A 23,239-nucleotide genomic window follows, 5' to 3' on the forward strand; every position below is an offset into this window, starting at 1 on the left:
TTTCGTGAAAACGCTGCCTTGGATAAACTGTATTAACGGTTAATTTTCACCGCTGTTTTTTATAAAGGAGTATCCCGACTGGTGTTGGAGTATTTTTTGATTTGGTTTGCCTGCGCCCTGCTTGGGGCATGGAATGCTGCTGCGGCACGTAAATCTGTGTTGACAAGAAACTTGCCATATTCCGACCGGGGACTGTTAAGTTTCCCTACTCGCATGGCTTTGGCCAGCGCGGGTTTGGTAGCTTGCCAATCAGCCTTCGTGATACGTTTGAATCCCGAGGGGGATTTTAGGCTCCAGTGGTTTTCGTCTTTGCCGGGATACTTTTTGACTCCGGTGGCGTTAGTGCTGATAGTGATTGATGCGCGGTGGCATCTGTTACCCAACCGGGTGGTGTTGCCCGCGACGGGTGTGTTGTTGCCGCTGCTTTCGGCTATAGCCATTGATCGTGGCGACTGGGAAGCCTTGCTACGAGTGTGGGTGTGGGGTCTGGGCATGGGGATACTGTTGTTTTTGGTCTCTTGTTTCGGCCTGGGGATGGGAGATGTGAAGCTGGGGATTCCGCTCGCGGCATGGCTGGGACTTTACAGTTGGGTGGCTCCCGTAATCATGCTGTTTTTGGCTAGCCTCTTAGGGGGACTTTTTGCGTTGACTCGTCTCTTGGCACGTAAAGCTACGTTACAATCGCATCTGGCTTTCGGCCCGTGGATGATAGCGGGGGCATATTTGACTTGGTTTATGTATCTGCCTATAGTCATGCGTCTTTGAAGCGCAAAATTCCTGAAAGTAGCAAAATGTGAAAAGATGGGCGCTATGTTGCAATGTGTTACCGCCGGGGAATCGCACGGTTCGGCGCTGATTGCGGTGTGCAGTGGCTTGCCAGCCGGTATCGAGTTTGGCACTGCTGATTTAGAGCATGCCTTGGCACGTCGCCGTCTGGGCTATGGTCGGGGCGCTCGACAAAAGTTCGAGCAGGATTGCACCCGGATTCTTTCGGGGTTACGCCACGGTAAAACCCTGGGATCCCCCCTCGCCATCGAGATTCAAAACAGCGAATGGTGCAAATGGACAGCGGTGATGAGCCCCGATCGGGTTCCCCCCGAGGCGCTGCTGGTGGATGCGGGAAAGGGGGATTCCCGCGAGGTGGCACGTAATAAAATCCTCACGAAACCCCGCCCGGGTCACGCGGATTTCGCGGGAATGCTGAAATACGGTTTCACGGACGCCCGTAATGTATTGGAGCGTTCTTCGGCACGGGAAACCGCTGCCCGGGTCGCTTTGGGGGCGGTGGCCGAGGCTCTGCTTGCCCAGGTGGCGGGGATACATTTGGTGTCTCATGTGGTTTCATTAGGTGATATTTCGGTTCCTGACGACGCTGCCGTGCCAAGCTATGCGGATACGGAGGCTCTGGACGAGAACCCGGTGCGCTGTTTCGATGCCGCCACCAGCGACAAGATGGTGGCGCGACTCGAGGCAGCCAAACAATCCGGGGATACGCTGGGGGGACTAGTGGAAGTGCTGGCCTACGGCGTGCCCGTAGGTCTGGGTTCCTATGTCAGTGCCGACCGGCGACTCGATGCGCGCCTGGCCGCCGCCGTGGTTTCCATCCAAGCCATCAAAGGTGTAGAAATCGGGAGAGCCTTCCGCCAGTCCGCCCTACCTGGAAGTCAAGCTCATGACCCGATATATCTTAAATCCGAGCAAGCACCTCATGAATCCGAAAAAACTAACGTCAGCTGCGGTGTGTGGCGACCCACCAACCTAGCGGGAGGAATCGAAGGCGGCATGTCCAATGGTAGTCCCATCGTGGTGCGCGCGCCCGTAAAACCAATTTCTACCGTGCCTCAAGCCTTGCCAACCGTGGACTTAGCGACTGGGCAACCCGCAGTGGGACTGCACCAGCGTTCTGACACCACCGCCGTGGTTCCCGCTGCCGTCATCGCTCAAGCCGAGGTCGCAGTGGTTTTAGCCTCGGCTTTACTAGAAAAAACCGGGGGAGATTCAGTGGTAGAGGCGAAACGTAACCTAGAAGCATACCTGGGGAAGCTGCGGGAAAGGACGAGTTTTTGATGGTGCGAAAAATTATTTTGATGGGCTTGCCAACCAGTGGAAAGACAAAAACCGCTGGGATTTTGTCCCAAGCCTTGAAACTGGGCTGGGTGGATACGGATTTAATGATAGAAGAGAAATTCGGGCATTCCATTCCTTGGATTTTCAAAAATCTGGGGGAGCCAGGGTTTCGCGCCTTGGAACACCAGGTCATGTCCGAGGCTATTGCCGGGTCGGCAGAAATCATTTCTCTGGGCGGAGGAGCCGTGACCTATCCGCCTACCGCCGCGTTGCTGCAAGGACATACGGTGTATTACCTAAAAGCCAGCCCGGAGTTTTTGTCCAGGCGTTTACGGCACCATCAACTCGGACATCCGCAACATGGACGACAGGGGACACCGGAGAGACCTCTGTTGGCGGGGGACGCGGCACAACGCCTGCAAGAACTTTACGCGGAACGCCGCGAGATTTATGACCGGCTGGCAACGGTTGTTATCGATGCCGAAAAGAAGCGCAGCGAGATGGCGGCTGATATTGTTGCCGCCGAGCAACGCGCCGCCAGCGAGATTTCGGTGGAAGGCTCCAGACCCTACCGGGTGATGTTAGGTACGGATTTGGCGGCTGGGGTCATGAGTTTGCTTCCCGAGGATGTGGGCAAAATCTTGATTTTGGCAGCTCCTCCGGTGGTTGGAATAGCCGAAGAACTGGGGAGTGGTTTACGCCAAAATTCCGGCGTGGAAACCCGAATAATGACTTTGCCGGATGGTGAAGCCTGTAAACAACTGGCAGTTTTAAGCTCCGTGTGGCAGGAAGCGGCCGAGTTTGGCCTAGAACGCCGGGACGCAATTATTCCCGTCGGGGGCGGTGCTACCACGGATTTGGGTGGATTCGCGGCCGCCACTTGGTTGCGAGGCGTGAAAGTGTTGCCGGTGCCCACAACCCTGCTGGGCATGGTGGACGCGGCGGTGGGGGGTAAAACCGGGATAGACTGGAACACCGGTAAAAACCTGGTGGGGGCATTTTACCCGCCGGTGGGGGTGGCGGTGGATTTTCGATTATTGGCAACCCTGCCGCCCACCCAGGTTCGTGCGGGATTGGCAGAAGCCTTGAAATGCGGGTTTATCCGTGATTCCGAGATTTTGCGACTGGCCGACGCGGCCGGAACAACCTTGGTTGACGTGAAAAGTCCCCAGCTGCACGAGGTCATCCGCCGCGCCATCAAAGTGAAAGCCGAGGTGGTTTCTGCGGATTTATACGAATCAGGAGCACGTGAATACTTGAATTTTGGCCATACCTTGGCTCATGCTATCGAGCTGGCTCAAGATTACCGTTTTGCCCACGGCGAGGCGGTGGCAATCGGTATGGTGTACGCGGCACATTTAGGGGTGTTGATGCGGGTGACACCCCCCGAACTTCCCGGCCAAATTGTGCGTCGCTTAGAAGCTGTAGGGCTGCCGGTTAGCTATAGCGCCCACAGGTTCGAGGAGTTATTGCCCAAGATGTTGGCTGATAAAAAGGTGCGTGGAGGCGTGCTACGTTTCGTGCTTTTGCAAGGTGTCGGTCAGCCTACAGTGGTTTCAGTGCAAGACACCTCGATTTTAGAGCAAGCCGCCTGTTTGACGGGGATTGCGACACAGTGATGATGGCTTCGCACCTTGCTTTAGTGTCATTACCGGGAGCGCATTTGGTTGATTTGGCGCGGCTCTTGGGCGAGCGTAGCGGCTGGCCGGTAATCGAGGTTCACGAGGCCGCCGATTTACTGAAAGCTGATTTGACCCAGCCAGGGATTTGGGTTTTGCCTTCCAATATTTTAGAAACCCCAGTCGCCAATCGCGTGGAAGAATTCCAGGTTGAGGGAGGGCGACTGATTTTCGTGTCTATGACCTGGGAAGATTCGTGGAAAGCGGCCACTGCCGGGATGGCACCTCATGAATCCGGCCTGCCGTGGCGCGCCACCTACCGACAGTTAGCGCGCGAACGCATGAGGTGCTTGCGAAAACTAGCCGACAGTGAAGTGTCCGGCAACGGAACTCTAGCGGAAGTAGCTGACAGAATCGAGGCCGAATTTGGCGGCAAACCGGTATAAACCCGGTCGGATTGGGGCTCGGCGCTTGTCGATTTCCAAGGTAACGTGTTTTTCTAGTAGACTGGGTGCGCCCAAGAGAATTTGTAAAGAAGGACTGAAAATTGGCAACGACGAATGATTTAAAAAACGGCCTGGTTATGAAGATTGATAATCAACTTTGGCAGGTTATCGAATTTCAACACGTAAAACCTGGGAAAGGACCGGCATTCGTCCGCACCAAGATTAAGAATGTGCTGTCGGGCAAGATTGTGGATCGGACATTCAATGCTGGCCTGAAAATTGAAACCGCTACGGTGGATCGTAGGGATATGACGTATTCCTACAATGATGGCACTGACTATGTGTTCATGGACGAAAAAACCTTTGAGATGGTGCCGGTATCCCCCGATATCGTGGGTGATGCAGCGCACTTCTTGCTCGAAAACCAGAAAGTGATTCTGGCTTTTCATGAAGACAAGGTACTGTTTGTGGAGTTGCCGGCTTCCGTGGTGCTAGAAATTACGCACACTGAGCCCGGGTTGCAAGGCGACCGTTCCAATGCGGGCACCAAACCCGCTACGGTAGAAACTGGCTATGAAATCCAGGTGCCTCTGTTCTTGAATATTGGAGACAAAGTTAAAGTAGATACCCGTTCTGGGGATTACATTTCTCGCGTGACCGACTGATGGGACACAAACTTCCCAGTCGTACTCGGGCACGTTCGCGAGCAGTGGATGTGCTCTACGAGGCGCATTTGAAAGATTTAGATGATTCGGCGGGGATTTATTCTTTGGCCAAGTTACGGGAAACCGAGACCACTGCCCAGACCCCCATGCCGTCCTATGCGCGTGAGATTCTGGAGGGCATCGCGGAGCATCTGGAACGCATCGACGCGGCTTTAGCTACGTATTCCCGCGCTTGGTCGTTGCACCGGATGCCCGAAGTGGATTTGGCGATTATGCGGGTGGCCACTTGGGAGATTTTGTTCAACCCTGATGTGGATGGACCCGTGGCGATTACCGCCGCCATGCAATTAGCGGCGGAGCGTTCTACCGATGAATCCCCGAAGTTTATTAACGGTTTGTTGGGAACCATTAATGATATGCGTGAGGCTTTGGTTGCACAGGATACGCCCAAGACTGATTCGGATGTAGACGCAGAAATTCCGGAGCCGGCGGGAACTCCGGTTGATTTCGATGCGGTTGCCAAAGCGGTGCGGGATTATGCCCATCAGGAGGGCGGGGTGTTGTCCCAAATCGACTTAGAGAATCTGGAATAGCCGCCTTTACAGGTTAATCTTTGTGCATCATTTCGCGCAAGATATTGGCGGATTTCTGGGAATTGTCCAGGGTTTCGTTTATCTTTTGGGCTTTCTGCGTGGCCTTCTGCCAGCGTTGTAGCTGTCTCGGACTTACGGTGGGGGCACTGGTCTGTCCGGGGTCGCCGTCATCGGATCCGAAGAGCAGCTTCATCAGCATTTCGCGTTTTTCATCCATAACCACATTATGACCCAAAACAGGGGATATCGGGGAAGAAAAGCGGGAAAACCGGATGGCACCTCGTGAAAACAAAACCGAAAACCAGAAAAGCCAACTCGCAGCGAACTCCACGGTACAAAATCCCCAGCAAAGTGTGTAGGATAGAGGCGCACATGGCCTTTAATTTTGCCCAGAGAGGCGGAAAGGAAAATCATGGAGAAAACTGTGCTGCGCGGCGAAGATATCGCACGTTCCTTGAAACGTCTGGCTTTCGAGATAGTCGAAAAGAACTCGGGGTCAGGCGATTTAGTTTTATTGGGCATTCCCACTCGAGGTGTGGAGTTGGCCGAAAGACTGGGAAAGCTGCTGGCGGAAGTCGGGGGAATCACCGTGCCAGTAGGAGCCCTGGACATCACCTTGTACCGTGATGATTTAGCGCGACAACCCGCACGAGTACCCCAGCCCACCGTGATACCACCTGGAGGGATAGACGGAAAAATCGTAGTGCTAGTCGATGATGTTTTGTTTTCCGGGCGAACCATTCGTGCGGCCTTAGATGCCTTGAACGACCACGGTCGGCCTGCCGCCGTGCAACTGGCGGTGCTGGTGGATCGGGGACACCGTGAATTGCCGATTCGCGCCGATTATGTGGGCAAAAATTTGCCAACTTCACGGCGGGAACAGGTTTCCGTGCGGCTGGTGGGTAATGATGGCCAAGACTCAGTAGTTATCCAAGGAGAGGTGAAATAAGATGAAACACCTGTTGAGCGCGGCTGATTTGAGCCACGAGCAAGCCCTGAAAATTCTAGACACCGCCGAAGCCATGGCAATGACCCAATCAAGACAAGTCAAAAAACTGCCGACCTTGCGCGGAAAAACTGTAGTAAACCTGTTTTTTGAAGACTCCACTCGTACCCGGATTTCCTTTGAAACTGCCGCTAAGCGGCTCTCGGCTGATGTAATCAACTTTTCGGCCAAGGGCTCCTCGGTTTCCAAAGGGGAATCCCTGAAAGATACCGCCCTAACCTTGCAAGCCATGCGGGTTGATGGAATCGTAATCCGACATAGATTCTCGGGGGCAGCCTACCGACTGGCACATGCTGGATGGTCGGATGTGCCGGTTATCAATGCCGGTGACGGCAATCACCAACACCCCACGCAGGCTTTGTTAGATGCCATGACTTTGCGGCGCCACTATTGGGGAGCCAGAGGTGGGGAACTGGCTGGTAAAGATTTGAAGGGTGCCAAGGTTGTGATTGTCGGTGATATTCTGCACTCCCGGGTAGCGAGGTCAAATGTGGATTTGATGGGTACTTTGGGGGCGCAGGTGACCTTGGTAGGGCCACCAACCTTGATGCCCGTAGGAGTGGAGGACTGGAACTGCGATTTTACTTACGACTTCGATACGGCACTGAATACCGAACCCGATGCAGTGATGATGCTGCGGGTACAAAACGAAAGAATGAGCGCGGCCGGGGGTGGATTCTTCCCCTCGGTGGGCGAGTACCACCGCGCCTATGGCCTAGATCGCAGCCGATTTGAGCGTTTGCCCGAGAAAACCGTGATTATGCACCCCGGCCCCATGAATCGGGGCATGGAAATCTGTGCGGAAGCTGCTGACTCTCCTCAATCCGTCGTGGTGGAACAGGTTGGCAACGGTGTGAATATCAGGATGTCAGTCTTATATCTTTTACTTGCCCCGGAAGGAGGCCTGCTGTGAAACAGTATTTAATTACCGGTGCAACTTTACCTGACGGGAAAATCGCCGATATTGCCGTGAAAAATCGCCGTTTCGTGGGGGTTGGCACCCGCGCTGCGGCTGCGCTCGATGCCGGATACGAAACTATTGATGCTGCTGGACTGCAAGCTCTGCCTGGGCTGGTTGATATGCATACGCATTTGCGGCAACCTGGAGGGGAAGACGCGGAAACCGTAGCCAGTGGAACCCTTGCTGCTGCCTATGGGGGATACACCTGTGTCCACGCCATGCCCAACACCACCCCGGTGCAAGACAATGCTGGCATCGTCGAACAGGTGCAACACCTAGGTGCTTTAGCTGGTTGGGTCGAAGTTCGCCCCGTAGGCGCGGTATCAGCGGGGTTGGCTGGAGAACACCTGGCGGATTTGGGGGCAATGAACCGTTCGGCTGCGCGAGTCAGCGTATTCTCGGACGACGGTAAGTGCGTATCCGACCCAGTGCTGATGCGTCGTGCCTTGGAATACGTCAAAACTTTTGACGGGGTCGTTGCCCAACACGCGCAAGATCCACGCCTAACCGAAGAATCCCAGATGAATGAATCTCCACTCTCGGCCGAAATTGGACTGACGGGTTGGCCACATGTAGCCGAAGAAGCCATTATTTTGCGTGACATTCAACTGGCCGCGCACCTGGGTTCCCGTCTCCATGTGTGTCACCTATCCACGGCGGGGTCAGTGGATATAGTGCGTTGGGCGAAAACTCGAGGGATTCAAGTCACAGCGGAAGCCACCCCACACCACATTGCGCTCACTGAAGAATTGGCACGCAGCTATGACCCCCGCTATAAGGTGAATCCACCGCTGCGCACCAGCGAGGATGTCGCCGCTGTGGTGGAAGGCCTGGTGGATGGCACTATCGACTGCATCGGAACTGACCACGCTCCGCATCCCTTGGAAGCCAAGGACTGTGAGTGGCAAGCCGGAGCCTTTGGAATGATTGGCCTGGAAACCGCCCTGCCGGTGGTACAAAAAGTCCTGGTGGACACGAATCGGATGAGCTGGCAGGACGTGGCGCGCATTATGTCTACCACTCCGGCCGTGATTGGCCGTGTGCCCAGCCAAGGACAGGGCATCGTAGAGGGTAAACCTGCGAACTTGACGCTTTACGACCCCACAGTACGCCGTACCATCACCTTGGACACGCAACATTCCGCAGCCACCAATACACCTTTCTTGGGTATGGAACTGCCCGGACAGGTGCGTTACACCATGTGGAGGGGGAGCCTTACTATCCGTGACTCTGTCGCTGTGCCCTTAGAACAAAGACCCGAGGGCGACACTGCTTGCAATAGTGAAAATAGGGGCACCAGGGAGGAAAACTGATGATTGAAAAAGAAATGCTAGGGCAGGATGTCACAAGCGGAGCCCCGGCGAAACGGAGTTTGAGCCTCGACCGCCCCGAGGCGGTGCTAGTACTCGAAGATGGCTTCGTCTTGACCGGTAAAGCCTTTGGTGCCGTGGGACGCACTTTGGGAGAGGTTGTCTTTACCACCGGGATGACCGGATACCAAGAATCCCTGACCGATCCGAGCTATCACAAGCAAATTCTGGTAATGACCGCTCCGCATATCGGCAATACCGGCATGAACACTACCGATCCAGAATCCTCGCGAATCTGGGTGGCGGGTTTCGTAGTACGTGACCCCGCCCGCCAAGCCTCCAATTGGCGGGCGGAAGGTGAACTGGAAGACGAACTGGCCGAGCAAGGTATTGTGGGAATCTGTGATTTGGACACCCGCGCGCTTACCTTGCACTTGCGGGAACGCGGATCTTTACGCGGGGGGATTTTCTCTGGCAACGCCTTGCCCGTGGGGGCTGTCACCTTAGAGCCCCATGCCATCGCAACTCTGCAAGGCATAGTTTTAGACTCGCCACTCATGACCGGAGCGGCGCTAACCAACGAAGTCACTACCAAAACCCAATATGTACTAGAACCCAGCGGGGAACACGCCGATAAGCCACCCGTGGCTGTGCTGGCAGCGGTCGACTTGGGTGTGAAATCCCGCACCCCAGAGATTCTCGCGAGTCTGGGGGTGCAGGTGCATATATTCCCCGCCAGTTCTAGCCTTGAAGACCTGCAATCGATACACCCAGACGGGGTGTTCTTTTCGAACGGACCGGGTGATCCCGGAGTGGCAACTCATGAAATCGACCTTTTACGAGCCGTATTGGACACAGGAATACCTTATTTCGGGATTTGCTTCGGCAACCAACTGCTGGGACGTGCGCTGGGATACGGCACCTATAAACTGACCTATGGGCATCGCGGTGTGAACCAGCCGGTGCTTGACCGGGCGACTGGAAAAGTTGAGATAACCGCTCACAATCACGGTTTCGCGGTGGACATGCCCCTGGACGGGGCGTCAGTCACGCCCTATCACGAAGGGCAATACGGCCGGGCGGAGGTCACCCACCTCGCTTTGAACGATTCAGTGGTCGAAGGACTGCGATGCCTGGACATTCCGGCTTTTTCAGTGCAATATCACCCTGAAGCGGCTGCCGGGCCGCATGATGCGGGGCATTTATTCACGGATTTTTTGAATTTGATGTTGGCACACCGTGCCGCGTGTCAGGGGGATAACAAGTAATGGGGAAACGACAAGATATCAACACAGTTTTAGTCATCGGCTCGGGGCCAATAGTGATTGGTCAGGCGGCCGAATTTGATTATTCTGGCACCCAGGCTTGTCGGGTGCTGCGCGCCGAGGGTATCAAAGTAGTTTTGGTGAACTCTAATCCTGCCACCATCATGACTGACCCGGAGGTCGCCGACCGAACTTATATCGAGCCGATTACCACGGAAGTTTTGGAAGCTATCATCGCGGCGGAACGTCCCGACGCATTGCTGCCCACCCTAGGGGGGCAAACCGCGCTGAACGCGGCGATTCAGTTGCACGAAGCTGGAATTCTAGAACGCTACGGAGTAGAGCTGATTGGAGCGAATGCGGCGGCCATTAACGCGGGAGAAGACCGTGAAGAATTCAAACGGGTGGTGGAACGCTGTGGGGCCGAAGTCGCGCGCTCTTGGATTGCGCATTCATTAGATGATTGCTTTGAAGCGGCCAATCAGCTGGGATACCCCCTGGTGGTACGGCCATCTTTTACTATGGGTGGTTTAGGCTCTGGGATTGCATATAATGCAGTTGATTTAGAACGTATTGCCGGGGCGGGCTTGTCCGATTCGCTCAACACCGAAGTCTTGCTGGAAGAAGCAATTATTGGGTGGAAGGAATACGAACTCGAGCTGATGCGCGACCAGGCGGACAACGTGGTGGTGGTGTGCTCGATAGAAAATATTGACCCCGTAGGGGTACACACCGGTGATTCCGTGACGGTGGCACCTGCATTAACCCTGACTGACCGTGAGCTGCAAAACCTGCGCGATATTGGCATCGCGGTAATTCGTGAAGTCGGCGTGGACACGGGAGGATGTAACATCCAGTTCGCGGTACACCCCGAAACCGGGCGGGTTATCGTTATCGAGATGAACCCCCGAGTATCTCGTTCTTCGGCCTTGGCCTCGAAAGCCACAGGCTTCCCGATTGCAAAAATCGCGGCGCGTCTGGCGGTGGGCTACACTTTGGATGAAATTCCCAATGATATTACCGGTTCCACCCCGGCTTCTTTTGAGCCCACCTTGGATTACGTGGTGGTGAAGGCTCCGCGCTTCGCCTTCGAGAAATTCCCCGCCGCTGATCCCACTTTAACCACCACCATGAAATCTGTGGGCGAGGCCATGGCAATTGGTCGCAATTTTACCGAAGCCCTGCAAAAAGCCTTGCGATCACTTGATAAAAAAGGAACCACATTCGATTTTTCCCTTCCAGACCCCAACGCGGCACAAACCCGGGAACTTTTGGAACGCATCAAGACTCCCACTGAATATCGCCTGGCAGAGACAATGCAGGCGATTCGCGGGGGAGCTAATCGCGAAGAAATCCACCGAGCCACCAAGATAGATCCATGGTTTATCGACCAGCTGTATCTATTGGCCGAGATGGCCGAGAGAATACGCAGCGCCGAGGCTTTGCGCCCCGAAATTCTACAGGCCGCCAAGAAGCACGGCTTTTCTGATGCCCAGATTGCTGGCATTCGGGAAATCAGCGAGTCTACCGTGCGTGAGGTACGCCACGCTTTCGGGTTGCACCCGGTGTATAAGGAAGTTGATACCTGCGCCGGGGAATTCGCAGCCAACACGCCCTACCACTATTCGAGCTACGATTTGAGCACCGAAGTGAAGCCCCGAGAGAAACCGGCGGTGATAATTCTCGGTTCTGGTCCCAACCGGATTGGTCAAGGCATCGAATTCGACTATTCCTGTGTACATGCCGCCTTGGCATTGCAAGACAAATACGACACAGTTATGGTCAACTGTAATCCAGAGACAGTGTCAACCGACTACGATGTGGCCTCGAGGCTGTATTTCGAGCCATTGACCTTTGAAGATGTCTACGAGGTTTACCTAGCGGAACTGGCGTGTGGGCCGGTGGCTGGTATGATTGTGCAGCTCGGGGGACAGACCCCGCTTTCACTGGCGAGCCGGCTCACTGCGGCCGGGGTACCGATTCTGGGTACCCAAGCGCGGGCTATTGACCTGGCCGAAGACCGCCAGGAATTCGAACGAGTTTACACTGCGGCCGGGGTGGCCGCTCCCGCCCATGGTACGGCTACTAGCAATGCGGGAGCCCGCGAGATTGCTCAAAAGATTGGGTTTCCGATTCTGGCGCGGCCTTCCTATGTGCTGGGGGGACGAGGGATGGAGATTATCTTCAATCCCGAGCACCTCGAGGACTATCTGGATCGCAACGGACCGGACACGGCCGGGATTGGTTCCGGCCCACTTTTGATAGACCACTTTTTGGACGACGCCATCGAAATTGACGTTGACGCGCTTTATGACGGGCAGGAACTGTACTTGGCGGGGGTGATGGAGCACATTGAAGAGGCGGGAATACACTCTGGAGATTCTGCCTGTGTGCTGCCGCCGCCAACCTTGTCTTCGGCTATTATCAATCAAATTCGACGCGCCACTGAGGCCATAGCGGCCGGGGTTGGCACCGTGGGATTGATTAATATCCAGTTCGCTATGACTGCTGGGACGCTCTATATTATCGAAGCGAATCCTAGGGCTTCCCGCACAGTGCCCTTCGTAGCCAAGGCTACCGGAGTGACGCTGGCTAAGGCTGCCTCTCTGGTTATGTGTGGACAAAGCATCGCGCAGCTACGGGAACAGGGAATCTTGCCTCCTGGAGATTTTGCGGATTGGCGCACCTATCCTGATATTGCGGTGAAAGAAGTTGTGCTGCCTTTCAAACGTTTCCGCACGTTTTCCGGCAATATGGTAGACACGGTTTTGGGACCGGAAATGCGTTCTACCGGCGAAGCTATGGGCATCGGCTCGAATTTACCGGTGGCTTTTGCCAAAGCCCAACAGGCTACCGTCGGGGCTATTCCCCGCAGCGGAACCATCGTGGTCACGGTGGCGGACAGCGACAAACGCATGATTATTATGCCGTGTTCCAGGTTGCATCAACTGGGTTATAAGTTAGTGGCCACCGAAGGTACCGCTAGTGTCTTGGAGCGAAACGGGATTCCGGTAACCGCTATTTCCAAAGACTTCGGGGAAAACACGCATTTCACGACGTTCGTAAAATCAGATGAGGTCGCTATGGTGGTAAATACTCCGGAGCGCAGCAAGGGTATCCGCGAAGCTGGCTATCGAATTCGGACAGCTGCGGCCACTGCCAACAAACAAATCATCACTACTGTTCAAGCCCTGCAAGTTGCGGTGCAAGAACTAGATTTCTTGCAGCAAAACAAGGAAATTGCTGTGAAGTGTCTGCAGGATCGTCAAGTTGAGATTGAAAATGCGCGTAAAGCGGATTTTAGTGGGAAAATAGCATAGTAAGCCGAGCCAAAGGAGATAGCCCATGGTTACAAACACTCAAATCCAAACCTTCGGGACACGATTTCAACAGATGCGCCTCACTCGCGGGCCGCTTTGCGTGGGGATAGACCCACATCCAGAACTGCTAGAAGCCTGGGACTTGCCGGTTACCGGTGCCGGGGTGTGGGATTTTTCGATGCGAGTCATCGACGCCCTGGGGGACACCTGCGGGTTTTTTAAACCCCAGTCAGCCCTCTATGAAGAATATGGGTCTTCGGGAATCTCGGCTTTAACAGCTACCTTGAGAGCCATCAAAGATGTGGGTGCGTTGAGTATCATCGACGTGAAACGTGGCGACATCGGCTCTACCATGAGCGCTTATGCTCGTGCCTACTTGGGGGATGGGCCGCTGGGAGCCGATGCGATGACAGTATCTCCTTTCTTGGGATTTGAATCCCTGCGTCCCGCCTTCGACATGGCAAAAAACAACGGTAGAGGAGTCTTTGTATTAACATTGACCTCTAATCCCGAGTCCGCTGCCTTGCAGTCTGCCATCATCCAAGACAAAACTGTCTCACCTGAAGACTGCACGGTAGCCGCTGGAATTATGTCCCGGGTAGGCAGAGAGAACGCGGCTGATGGGGAGCACGCCAAATTGGGGAATATTGGGATGGTTATTGGGGCCACCGTTTCTGAACGACTCGAAGGTCTCGAAGGTCTGCTAGAAACCTCTAACGGCCCGATACTTGTGCCTGGTTTTGGTGTCCAAGGGGGCACGTCAAGCGACATTTCACAGCTATTTGGGACATCGGTGGATCGGGTGGTGGTTTCCAGCTCGAGGGGTATTTTGCGTGCTGGACCTGACCAGCGCAGCCTCCAAAATTCGTTTAAAAATAATCTTGAGGCGTTGAAACTTATACTTATGAAGCAAAACTCAGTGTAGGATATTCCAGAGGCTACACGGGGTAGCCTCCATCGTAAAACGGTTTACACAGGAGTTATGATTTATGGCACTTCCTCCACTTACCGCTGAACAACGAGCAGAGGCTCTAAAGAAAGCGGCCGCTGCGCGTAAACACCGTGCGGAAATCAAGGCAGATTTGAAAACCCGCAAAAGAACCCTTTCACAGATTCTAGCGGCAGCTAGTCAAGATGAGGCACTGTCCAAAATGAAGGTGGTTTCTCTGCTGGAGGCTCTCCCGAGAGTGGGGACCAAAACCGCAGCTGCAGCCATGGAAGAAATTGGCATTTCGCCCGCACGACGTATCCGTGGTTTGGGCCCAAACCAAACCGAGGAACTGATTAAACGTTTTGGATAATGGATGATATGAATAACAGGGCTGCGGCTCGATTGTTCATCCTCTGCGGACCCACTGCTGTTGGCAAAGGAACGGTAGTGGGTTCTCTGTGTGAACGCTACCCGAGCCAATTTTATCTTTCGGTTTCCGCTACCACCCGCCAGCCACGTCCCGGCGAGGTGGAGGGCAAATCATATTTTTTTGTTTCCCGCGAGGAATTCCAGGGGCTTATAGATTCAGGAGGCATGCTGGAGTGGGCTGAAGTTCACCAACAAAATCTCTATGGAACCCCAGCCAAGCCGGTGGACGAAGCCTTGGAGCGGGGTTTACCGGTGCTGTTAGAAATCGATTTAGATGGTTTCCGTCAGGTCAAGGCGGTTAGACCAGAAGCGCATTCAATTTTCTTACTGCCACCTTCTTGGGAAGAACTCAAGCGGCGTTTGATTGGACGTGGTACGGAATCCACAGAGGAACAACACCGTCGCTTGGAAACAGCACGGGTTGAATTGGCTGCACAAAACGAGTTCGACGAGCTGATTGTCAACGATAACCTAGCTGATGCCGTGTCTGCCTTGGCTAAATCCATGGGACTGGCGTAGAATAAGATGCCTTGAGGATGCAATGAAAGAAGAGGATTTTAATGACGGGAACTGTGGCTAAACCAGAAGGAATCACCAATCCACCTATTGATGAACTCCTGGAACACGTTGACTCGAAGTACGCCTTAGTGGCGTTTTCGGCTGCTAGAGCCAGGCAAATAAACGCATACAACCAGCAGCTTGAAGCCGGACTGTTGGATACGATTGGGCCTTTGGTGGATCATACCCCTCACGAAAAAGCCCTGTCCATCGCGATGCACGAGATTTCCCAAGGGATGCTGGATATGAAATTGCAAGAGGGCACCCCTACCCAGCATTCTGACCTCGATGACGGTGAATCATAACGCTGCCCTCCACACGGTAGTTCTGGGGGTGGGAGCCTCGGTTTCCGCTTATAAAGCCGTTGAAGTTTTGCGACTTTTAACTAAGTTGGGTATCGACGTGTGGGTGTGTCCCACCCCGGATTCGCTCCGTTTTGTAGGGGCTGCTACCTGGGAATCCTTATCGGGGCACCCGGTGCATGTCGATACTTTCGATAATGCCGCCGCAATTTCGCATGTCGAAATCGCCAACCGCGCCGAGGCCTTCATCGTGGTGGCTGCCAGTGCTGATTTAATTGCTCGATTCCGCCTTGGTTTGGGTGATGTTTTCCTGACTCTCGCCGCTTTGACTGTCGATTGTCCGTGCTTCATTGCTCCGGCGATGCACCCCACCATGTGGGACAATTCTGCCACCCAGGATAATGTCTCGATTTTGCGGGAACGCGGCTGGCACTTCATCGGGCCGGTTTCTGGAAGACTAGCGGACGACACCACCGGTATCGGACGACTCAGCGAACCCGAAATCATTGTCTCTACAGTACAATCTGCCCTTGATTGGCAACCCCAGGGGGCATAGTGACCTTTACTAAAGTACTGGTTTCCGCCGGGGGGACTCGGGAACCCTGGGATGAAGTCCGTTTCCTGGGTAACCGGTCTACGGGGCGTCAAGGCTGTGAGATTGCGCGTGCCGCCGTCCAGGCTGGATTCGAGGTTACCCTGGTTGCAGCCAATGTGGAAGCGGCATTGCTGCCCCCGGACGTAACGGTGAAATCAGTCGAGACAGCTGTGGAAATGCTCGAAGTCATGCAAGAAATGGCGCCTCATGCCGACGTAATAATCATGTGTGCCGCCGTAGCTGACTTCCGCCCCAAACCTGTGGCGGGAAAACTTTCACGACACGACAACCAGATACCCACTCTGGAACTCGAACGCACCCCCGACATTTTGCAACACCTCCTGGCGGAGCGCCGACCCGGACAAGTAATTATCGGATTCGGCGCGCTCACCGGCACGGAAGCGGAAGTCCGAGCCAAAGGTGCGGCGAAAGCTAGACACAAACAAGCCGACCTGCTGGCCGTTAACCAAGTAGGTGCTGGTAAAGGCTTCGCCACCCCCACCAACACGCTGTTTTTTTTCGACCGTGACGGCCAAGAAATCGCGGTGACAAGCGGCACCAAATTTGCGGTGGGACAGTATCTGCTACAGCTAGCAGACAAAATCAGCCAAAACTGACTAGACTGGGGAGCTATGAGTAAAACCCGAATTTTCACCTCTGAATCTGTAACTGAAGGCCATCCCGACAAGGTTTGCGACCGTATCTCTGACTCCATCCTGGATGCCATTTTGGAACAAGACCCGAAGGCGCGCGTTGCGGTGGAAACCTTTATCACCACCGGATTGGTACATGTGATGGGCGAGGTCACTACCGAGGCCTACGTGGAAATCCCACATATTGTTCGTCACGAAATCTCGCAAATTGGCTATACTTCCTCTGATATCGGTTTTGACGGACGCAGCTGCGGGGTGATGGTGTCCCTCGACCAGCAGTCTCCCGATATTTCCGCTGGGGTGTCCCATTCGCTGGAAACGCGAGACGGGCAGACAGTTGACCCTCTCGAAGCACAAGGTGCAGGCGACCAGGGGCTCATGTTCGGCTATGCCAGTGATGAGACCCCCGATTTGATGCCCATGCCGATTTGGGTGGCACATAAACTCGCGGCGCGCTTGGCGAAGGTACGCAAGGAAGGCATAGTGTCCGGACTACGTCCCGACGGGAAAACCCAGGTCAGCGTTGTCTACGAAGGTAATGTACCCCGAGCTTTGTCCACGGTGGTGGTTTCGACCCAGCATAATCCCGACCGCACCCAAGCCGAGCTGCGAGCCATGGTCGAAGCGGAGGTTATCAAACCGGTGTTTGACAACCTGGGGGTGGATGTTGATACTTCCGGGGTCGAGATTCTGGTTAATCCTTCGGGAAACTTCGTGGTTGGCGGTCCGGCAGCGGATTCCGGCTTGACGGGACGCAAGTTGATTGTGGATACCTACGGGGGGATGGCGCGTCACGGTGGCGGAGCTTTTTCAGGCAAGGATCCCTCTAAGGTGGATCGTTCGGCATCCTATGCTTTGCGCTGGATTGCCAAAAATATCGTGGCGGCCGGGTTGGCAAAACGCTGCGAGATTCAGATTTCCTACGCGATTGGACGGGCGCATCCCGTGTCGCTTTCGGTAGAGACTTTCGGCACCGGGGTGGTGGCGGATGATCGGCTCGAGGAGGCTATAAACGCGGTCTTTGATTTGCGTCCCGCCGCTATTATTCGCGACTTGGATTTGGTGCGTCCAATTTTCCGTTTTACCACTAATTATGGGCATTTTGGTCGCGAGGAGTTTACGTGGGAAAAGACCGACCGGGTGGAGCAGCTGCAGGGTTTCTTGAAGTAGTTTTTGCGCGGTTACCTTTTCGTGGGTGGCTCTCCGTGCCCTTCGGGTGCATGAGGAGCCACCCGGTTTAGTAAGCAAAATTTTAGGGGGCGGGGTGGGTTTAAATTACACATATGGATGCTATGCTGCCGTTGACAGGACTGGAAACCCCCGGTTCGCGCCGAGTCGCACTCGAGGGGGTGGTGAATCCGGTTGCGGCCGTGTTGATTAATACTTTTACCCCCCAACTTTCCCAGCCCTTGGATTTTTTAGTGCCCCGCAAACTTTCGGAAACAGCCCAAGTGGGATGCTTGGTAAAGGTAAAGGTTGGTGGCAAAGAATACTTGGGGGTTATCACTGCGCGCAAGGATCAAACCGAATGGATGAAACCCTTGTCAGAGATACGCCGGGTACTCACTCCTTGGCCGCTGCTCGACGGTGCGACTTTGGAATTATTGGAATCCGTGTCGTTGCACTACGGGGTGGGACCGGCGGCGTTACTGCGCTATGTGCTGCCGACACGCCGCGTCAAGATTGAAGCCAAGTTTGACACGTCCCCTTTGGATTTAGCCGCTTTCGCGCCTTGGCCGGGAATGGCGGGCAGCTCCTGGGATGGCTATGGTGGGGGCAACCAGTTTCTGGCGGAAATCAGGGCGGGCGAAAGTCCGCGTGCCGTGGTGGCGGCCTTGCCCCAGATAACCGGCTGTGTGAATGGAGTTTTGCCCGAAAAACTTGCGGATAGTGGCTTGTCGGCGCGTTTTTTATCGGTGGCTGAACTGGCCAGTACAATGTGGCAATCTGGACGACAATCTCTATTAGTTTTCCCCTCTGCGGCCGAGGCTGCAGAAGCATACTTGTTCTTGCGTCATTTCTTTGACCAAGCCGAACAACAAGTTGTGCTTTATACCTCTCAGATTCCTCCCGCTGCCGCCTATGAAGCCTTTCTGAAAGCGCGTTTCGGCCACGCCGCTGTGATTGTCTCTACCCGTGGAGGCGTGTTTTTGCCGCTGGCTCGACCGGGATTGTGCTATTGCTGGGATGACACCGCCCTGTCTTTAAGCTCCGACATGTTCCCGAATTTTTCGGCTCGCCAAGTACTGTTGCAGCGGGTGACGCAAACGGATATGGCTCTGGTTTTGGCGCATTACTCGGTGAGCGCCGGGGACTTACAGCTGGTGGAGCGCGGTTTTGCCCGTAAGCTGGCTCCGAATCGGGAAACCTTACGTGAGAACACCTCACGATTTTATTTCTTGGACTGGGAATCGCAAATGACTGAGGGACCCACCGCCCAGATGCTGTTGCCATCCCGAGCTTTACGGGTGGCGCGCCGGGCGCTGGACAGCGGTCCGGTATTGATTTCGGTACCACCGGATGGAAAGTACTCCGTGGTGAGTTGCGTGAATTGTGGGGAAAACGCGTCTTGCCCGCACTGCAGTGGGCCATTGCGTTTCCAGGCTTCCCAACTGATGTGTTCGCGTTGCGGACTGGTTGTGGGGGGCTTTACCTGCTCACGTTGTGGCAGTGCTAAGGTGCGGGGGAGGCTTTTACAGTCGCGTACCTTGGTGGAAGATATTGGTCGAATGTTCCCAGAGGTATCAATCTTGGTGTCGAAACCCGGTGACGGCCACCTGACCCGGATAGGCAGCGAGTCGCGTCTGGTTGTGGCCGGCCACGGGGGAGAACCCGAGGCCGAAGGCGGCTATCAAGCAGCCTTGATTTTACGGGCACACATGTTGGCTTCGCGCACTGCGCTGTGGACTAGCCAAGAGGTGATGCGTCGGTTTTTGAATGTGGCGGCACTGGTTGCCCCCGGGAAAACCGTGTTCGTCACGGAGCCCCTGGGAACCTTGTGGGAACAGAGTCTGATTCGTTGGGATCCATGGCAGGCGGCGGCGGCTGATTTGCGCGAGCGCCAAATCGGGCATTTTGCCCCGGCTTGGCGTACGGTTTTGTTGCAAGCCCCGCAGTTGGGCGAGGCGCTGGACTACTTGCACCAATCCTTGGATCAGCCGCTGATTCTTGGCCCGGTGCCCTCGGCGACACGCCCGGGAATAGAAGCGGCTTTCGTGTCGGCGCCTTTAAGGGAGGGCACACAACTGGGCAAAGCCTTGCGGGTTTTGGGGGCGAGATTCGGGATAGCTACCGATAAAGGCGGCCTGTCCATAGAAGTCGACCCCGCTGATCCCGGGGGACAAATCGTCTAAATCCCCAAATAGTGCTTGGGGACATTAGACTGGTTCTATGCGAATTATTTTTGCGGGCTCCCCAGCTCCCGCTCTGCCGACTTTGGAATATTTAGTGGATTCTTCCCACGAAGTAGTGGGGGTGCTGTCTCGTCCTGACGCGCCCCGGGGACGGGGGCGGAAACTGCAAGCCTCTGCCGTGGCTCAGTATGCCCAAGAACACCATCTGCCCCTGTATCAGCCCCGCAGTCTGAAGAATGATTCCACTATTGCCACCATCTTGCGGAACTTATCCCCAGATTTGGGGGTAGTGGTGGCCTACGGGGCAATCCTACCTCTCGAAATCCTGAAGATTCCGCGTTACGGATGGATTAACCTCCATTTTTCTCTGCTGCCACGATGGCGCGGAGCTGCCCCGGTACAACGTGCCGTGCAAGCGGGCGACACCGAAACAGGTGTAACCGTGTTCAACTTGGAGCCAACCCTAGATACCGGTTCCATCTACGCCAAGCTTCGCTACAATATTCCCCCCAACGCCTCGGCGGGGGAAGTACTGGAAGACCTATCCGAACTAGCCATTAGCCCCCTCGAGATTTCTTTGGATAAAATCGTGGCTGGCACCCCCCCAGATCCCCAGGCACAAATCGGAATCAGCTATGCCCCGCAACTGAGTGTTGCGGAAGGACAGATTGACTGGACTCAAAATTCCGAGGCCATCTCTGCGCATATTCGCGGCTTTACCCCCAACCCGGGGGCGTGGACCATCTTGAGTGGTTTACGGTTTAAAATCGGGGTACTGGCCAGTGGAGCGGAGTTCCCGCGACAGGCTATGGAACTGGCTCCTGGACAAATCTTTCCTACCCGACAAGGGGTTTGGGTCGGAACCGGTTCCACTCCGGTATGTCTAGGTACTATAGCGCCGGCGGGTAAGAAACATATGCCAGCCGTTGACTGGGCACGCGGGGCACGCTTGGAATTCGGAATGAACTTTGATTTAGGGGTGGCACCTCATGAAGCCGACACCACCAAACCGGTAAACCCCCAACCCGAACGGAGATGAAGCGTGAACCAGCGATCCTTTCGCAACCCCCACACTGGATATCAGTATCGCGCTAAAACGCGTCGTGACCAGCCTCGAGACACCGCATTTTGGACTTTGCATCGCGTGGCACAAGACGATGCTTTTGCCAATCTGGTATTGCCCAACGAGATTGAACGCCACCATTTGAACCGGCGCGACGCTGCTTTCGCCACGGAATTGGCCTATGGTACCCTACGTTTACAGGGACGCTACGACGCGATTATCGCACGGCTGGTAGACCGAGATTTGGGGGAACTCGACGCGGATGTGCTTACGGTGTTGCGCTTGGGGTGTCACGAGTTGCTGGGGATGCGAGTTGAAAGCTACGCGGCTGTGGATTCGGCGGTGGACTTGGCGCGCGACCGAATCAGCACCGGGCCGGCGGGGATGGTCAATGCAGTTTTGCGTCGGGTGTCGGAAAAATCGCTGTCGGAATGGCTGGACATTATTACCGAAAACCTGAGTGAGGAAAAAGCCTTGGCCGTGGCGTTTTCTTATCCCGAATGGATGATTTGGGCGTTGCGCGATTCCCTGGTGGCGGCCGGGCGAGCGGCAGAGGAACTGCCGGGACTGCTAAACGCTCAAAACACACCGCCTTATGTGGCTCTTTGCGCCCGCCCGAGCTTGTGCACAGCCGACGAATTGGCGACAGCAGCGGAAACCTATCTTGATGTGGACACCCGTTTGGGACGGCTCTCGCCGCACGCGGTGGTGCTTTCGGGTGGTGATCCGCGTCGGTTACGCCTGGTCACGAGGGGCTATGCTGGGGTAGAGGACGAGGGTTCCCAATTCCTGGTTGAGGTGTTGACGGCGGTAGAAGTGCCTGGAGTAGAGCGCACCTGGGTGGATTTATGTGCCGGTCCGGGCGGGAAAACCGCTTTGTTGGCGGCTTTGGCTAAGCCGAAGGACGTGGCAGTGGTGGCCAATGAAATCGCGGAACACCGAGTCGAGTTGGTGCGTGATTCGGTCAAAGCCTTGGCGGGTAATGTCACGGTTATCCGTGGGGATGGGCGTGAATTCGGATCCCGGCATCCCGGCAAGGCCGACCGGGTGCTGGTGGATGCGCCGTGTTCCGGGCTGGGGGCTCTGCGGCGACGTCCCGAAGCTAGGTGGCGCAAAAACCCGGCAGATTTCAGCGAATTATCGCCTTTGCAGGCCGATTTACTGATTTCGGGAATCGAGGCTGCCAAAGCCGGTGGGGTAGTGGCGTATGCGACGTGTTCCCCGCATTTGGCCGAAACCCGCGCCCTGGTGAACTCGGTGTTACAAAAGCGTGATGATTTGGAAGTGCTCGATGCCGTAGAGATAGCGAAGCAGGTGGCGCTCGACGCCAATCATGATTTTGGATCGGGGCCTTACCTGCAGCTTTGGCCCGACAGAGATCACACGGATGCCATGTTTTTAGCCCTACTACGAAAGAAAGAAACTGATGAAAATTAAAATTTACCCCTCTGTTTTGAACTGTGACCAGATGCATTTTGCCAATCAGCTTAATGCTATTGACAGTGCCGATGGGGTGCATTTAGATATTATGGACAACCACTTTGTGCCAAATTTGACTTGGGGGTTACCTACGGCACAGGCAGTGGTGAAATCCACTACCTTACCAGTGGATGCACACCTGATGATTGACAATCCCGACCGGTGGGCTCCGGAATATGCCAAAGCCGGGTGTTCTATCGTAAGTTTCCACTTCGAAGCGGCGAAGGCACCGCTGCGCACCGCCGAAGCTATCCGTGAACTGGGCGCTAAACCGGGGATAGCTTTGAACCCGGCCACCCCGGTTAGCGTCTTAGCGGATATTTTGCCACGTTTCGACCAGGTGCTGTTGATGAGCGTGGAACCGGGATTCGGGGGGCAGGGTTTCATCCCCGAGGTCTACCCCAAAATTAAGCGGTTACGCAAGATGATAGAGGAAGCCCGGCTGAGCACCGATATCGAGGTAGATGGCGGTATCAGCGACAAGAATATCGCCAAGGTGGTTGAAGCAGGGGCGAATGTCATCGTCGCTGGTTCTTTCGTGTTTAAACGCGAACCTGCTAGGGCTATCGCGAAACTGCGCGAAATTGCCGTTGGGGTACGCTAGGGTACCCCAACGGTTGGATT

General features: G+C 55.1%; 23 protein-coding genes. 22 read left to right on the forward strand and 1 reads right to left on the reverse strand.

The features are described 5' to 3' along the window. Window positions 1–81: 81 nt before the first annotated feature. The 6 genes from F4555_RS04365 (at window position 82) to nusB (ending at window position 5,390) form a co-directional block, all read left to right on the forward strand. Window positions 82–765, forward strand: coding sequence for a prepilin peptidase (locus F4555_RS04365; protein ID WP_004014999.1), 684 nt, complete (start codon window positions 82–84; stop codon window positions 763–765). Window positions 766–810: 45 nt separating this feature from the next. After that, the gene (aroC, locus tag F4555_RS04370; protein WP_174222571.1) at window positions 811–2,067 is read left to right on the forward strand and encodes a chorismate synthase; all 1,257 of its coding nucleotides are present in this window, start codon (window positions 811–813) and stop codon (window positions 2,065–2,067) included. Then, on the forward strand, window positions 2,067–3,686 hold the full coding sequence (aroB, locus tag F4555_RS04375) for a 3-dehydroquinate synthase (protein WP_255312901.1): 1,620 nt from the start codon (window positions 2,067–2,069) through the stop codon (window positions 3,684–3,686). The genes aroC and aroB overlap by 1 nt, the downstream gene beginning before the upstream one ends. Beyond that, on the forward strand, window positions 3,686–4,132 hold the full coding sequence (locus tag F4555_RS04380) for a hypothetical protein (RefSeq protein WP_004016812.1): 447 nt from the start codon (window positions 3,686–3,688) through the stop codon (window positions 4,130–4,132). The genes aroB and F4555_RS04380 overlap by 1 nt, the downstream gene beginning before the upstream one ends. Window positions 4,133–4,233: 101 nt before the next feature. Beyond that, a complete protein-coding gene (efp, locus tag F4555_RS04385; RefSeq protein WP_004015003.1) occupies window positions 4,234–4,797 on the forward strand; it encodes an elongation factor P in 564 nt (187 codons plus the stop codon). Continuing rightward, entirely contained in the window at window positions 4,797–5,390 is a 594-nt protein-coding gene (nusB, locus tag F4555_RS04390; RefSeq protein ID WP_036383894.1) for a transcription antitermination factor NusB, read from the forward strand. Before efp ends, nusB begins: the two co-directional genes overlap by 1 nt. 13 nt (window positions 5,391–5,403) lie before the next feature. Here nusB and F4555_RS04395 read toward each other — a convergent pair whose 3' ends face one another. Continuing rightward, complete coding sequence (locus F4555_RS04395; RefSeq protein WP_004016810.1) at window positions 5,404–5,607, reverse strand: hypothetical protein; 204 nt, start codon at window positions 5,605–5,607, stop codon at window positions 5,404–5,406. A 165-nt stretch (window positions 5,608–5,772) separates the two neighbouring features. Between F4555_RS04395 and pyrR the strand changes: the two genes are divergently transcribed. The 16 genes from pyrR (at window position 5,773) to rpe (ending at window position 23,219) form a co-directional block, all read left to right on the forward strand. Next, a complete protein-coding gene (gene pyrR / locus F4555_RS04400) occupies window positions 5,773–6,339 on the forward strand; it encodes a bifunctional pyr operon transcriptional regulator/uracil phosphoribosyltransferase PyrR (RefSeq protein WP_425311381.1) in 567 nt (188 codons plus the stop codon). Window position 6,340: 1 nt separating this feature from the next. Continuing rightward, the gene (locus F4555_RS04405) at window positions 6,341–7,309 is read left to right on the forward strand and encodes an aspartate carbamoyltransferase catalytic subunit (protein WP_004012385.1); all 969 of its coding nucleotides are present in this window, start codon (window positions 6,341–6,343) and stop codon (window positions 7,307–7,309) included. Beyond that, entirely contained in the window at window positions 7,306–8,670 is a 1,365-nt protein-coding gene (locus F4555_RS04410; protein WP_004012384.1) for a dihydroorotase, read from the forward strand. Before F4555_RS04405 ends, F4555_RS04410 begins: the two co-directional genes overlap by 4 nt. Then, on the forward strand, window positions 8,670–9,935 hold the full coding sequence (gene carA / locus F4555_RS04415) for a glutamine-hydrolyzing carbamoyl-phosphate synthase small subunit (RefSeq protein WP_004012383.1): 1,266 nt from the start codon (window positions 8,670–8,672) through the stop codon (window positions 9,933–9,935). The genes F4555_RS04410 and carA overlap by 1 nt, the downstream gene beginning before the upstream one ends. Then, complete coding sequence (gene carB / locus F4555_RS04420; protein WP_103759038.1) at window positions 9,935–13,252, forward strand: carbamoyl-phosphate synthase large subunit; 3,318 nt, start codon at window positions 9,935–9,937, stop codon at window positions 13,250–13,252. The genes carA and carB overlap by 1 nt, the downstream gene beginning before the upstream one ends. Before the next feature lie 25 nt (window positions 13,253–13,277). Continuing rightward, entirely contained in the window at window positions 13,278–14,177 is a 900-nt protein-coding gene (gene pyrF / locus F4555_RS04425; protein ID WP_115326039.1) for an orotidine-5'-phosphate decarboxylase, read from the forward strand. Between the two features lie 64 nt (window positions 14,178–14,241). After that, window positions 14,242–14,553: an integration host factor, actinobacterial type gene (gene mihF / locus F4555_RS04430; protein WP_004012380.1), complete on the forward strand. Its 312-nt coding sequence runs from the start codon at window positions 14,242–14,244 to the stop codon at window positions 14,551–14,553. Continuing rightward, window positions 14,553–15,131 carry a guanylate kinase gene (gene gmk, locus F4555_RS04435; RefSeq protein ID WP_004012379.1) on the forward strand — a complete coding sequence of 193 codons (579 nt, stop codon included), beginning with the start codon at window positions 14,553–14,555 and terminating at the stop codon, window positions 15,129–15,131. The genes mihF and gmk overlap by 1 nt, the downstream gene beginning before the upstream one ends. 41 nt (window positions 15,132–15,172) lie before the next feature. After that, window positions 15,173–15,475, forward strand: coding sequence for a DNA-directed RNA polymerase subunit omega (rpoZ, locus tag F4555_RS04440; protein ID WP_004012378.1), 303 nt, complete (start codon window positions 15,173–15,175; stop codon window positions 15,473–15,475). Then, window positions 15,459–16,028, forward strand: coding sequence for a flavoprotein (locus tag F4555_RS04445; protein WP_103759040.1), 570 nt, complete (start codon window positions 15,459–15,461; stop codon window positions 16,026–16,028). The genes rpoZ and F4555_RS04445 overlap by 17 nt, the downstream gene beginning before the upstream one ends. Next, on the forward strand, window positions 16,028–16,684 hold the full coding sequence (locus F4555_RS04450) for a phosphopantothenoylcysteine decarboxylase domain-containing protein (protein ID WP_004012376.1): 657 nt from the start codon (window positions 16,028–16,030) through the stop codon (window positions 16,682–16,684). The genes F4555_RS04445 and F4555_RS04450 overlap by 1 nt, the downstream gene beginning before the upstream one ends. 15 nt (window positions 16,685–16,699) lie before the next feature. Next, complete coding sequence (gene metK, locus F4555_RS04455) at window positions 16,700–17,890, forward strand: methionine adenosyltransferase (RefSeq protein WP_004012375.1); 1,191 nt, start codon at window positions 16,700–16,702, stop codon at window positions 17,888–17,890. A 113-nt stretch (window positions 17,891–18,003) separates the two neighbouring features. Next, entirely contained in the window at window positions 18,004–20,073 is a 2,070-nt protein-coding gene (locus F4555_RS04460; RefSeq protein ID WP_004012374.1) for a primosomal protein N' family DNA-binding protein, read from the forward strand. 37 nt (window positions 20,074–20,110) lie between these two features. Then, window positions 20,111–21,112 carry a methionyl-tRNA formyltransferase gene (gene fmt, locus F4555_RS04465; RefSeq protein WP_004012373.1) on the forward strand — a complete coding sequence of 334 codons (1,002 nt, stop codon included), beginning with the start codon at window positions 20,111–20,113 and terminating at the stop codon, window positions 21,110–21,112. A gap of 3 nt (window positions 21,113–21,115) precedes the next feature. Continuing rightward, on the forward strand, window positions 21,116–22,573 hold the full coding sequence (locus F4555_RS11425; RefSeq protein WP_004012372.1) for an RsmB/NOP family class I SAM-dependent RNA methyltransferase: 1,458 nt from the start codon (window positions 21,116–21,118) through the stop codon (window positions 22,571–22,573). Next, window positions 22,563–23,219 carry a ribulose-phosphate 3-epimerase gene (gene rpe / locus F4555_RS04475; protein WP_004012371.1) on the forward strand — a complete coding sequence of 219 codons (657 nt, stop codon included), beginning with the start codon at window positions 22,563–22,565 and terminating at the stop codon, window positions 23,217–23,219. The genes F4555_RS11425 and rpe overlap by 11 nt, the downstream gene beginning before the upstream one ends. The last annotated feature ends 20 nt before the right edge of the window (window positions 23,220–23,239 follow it).

This window comes from Mobiluncus mulieris, from assembly GCF_014204735.1.
Classification (GTDB): domain Bacteria; phylum Actinomycetota; class Actinomycetes; order Actinomycetales; family Actinomycetaceae; genus Mobiluncus; species Mobiluncus mulieris.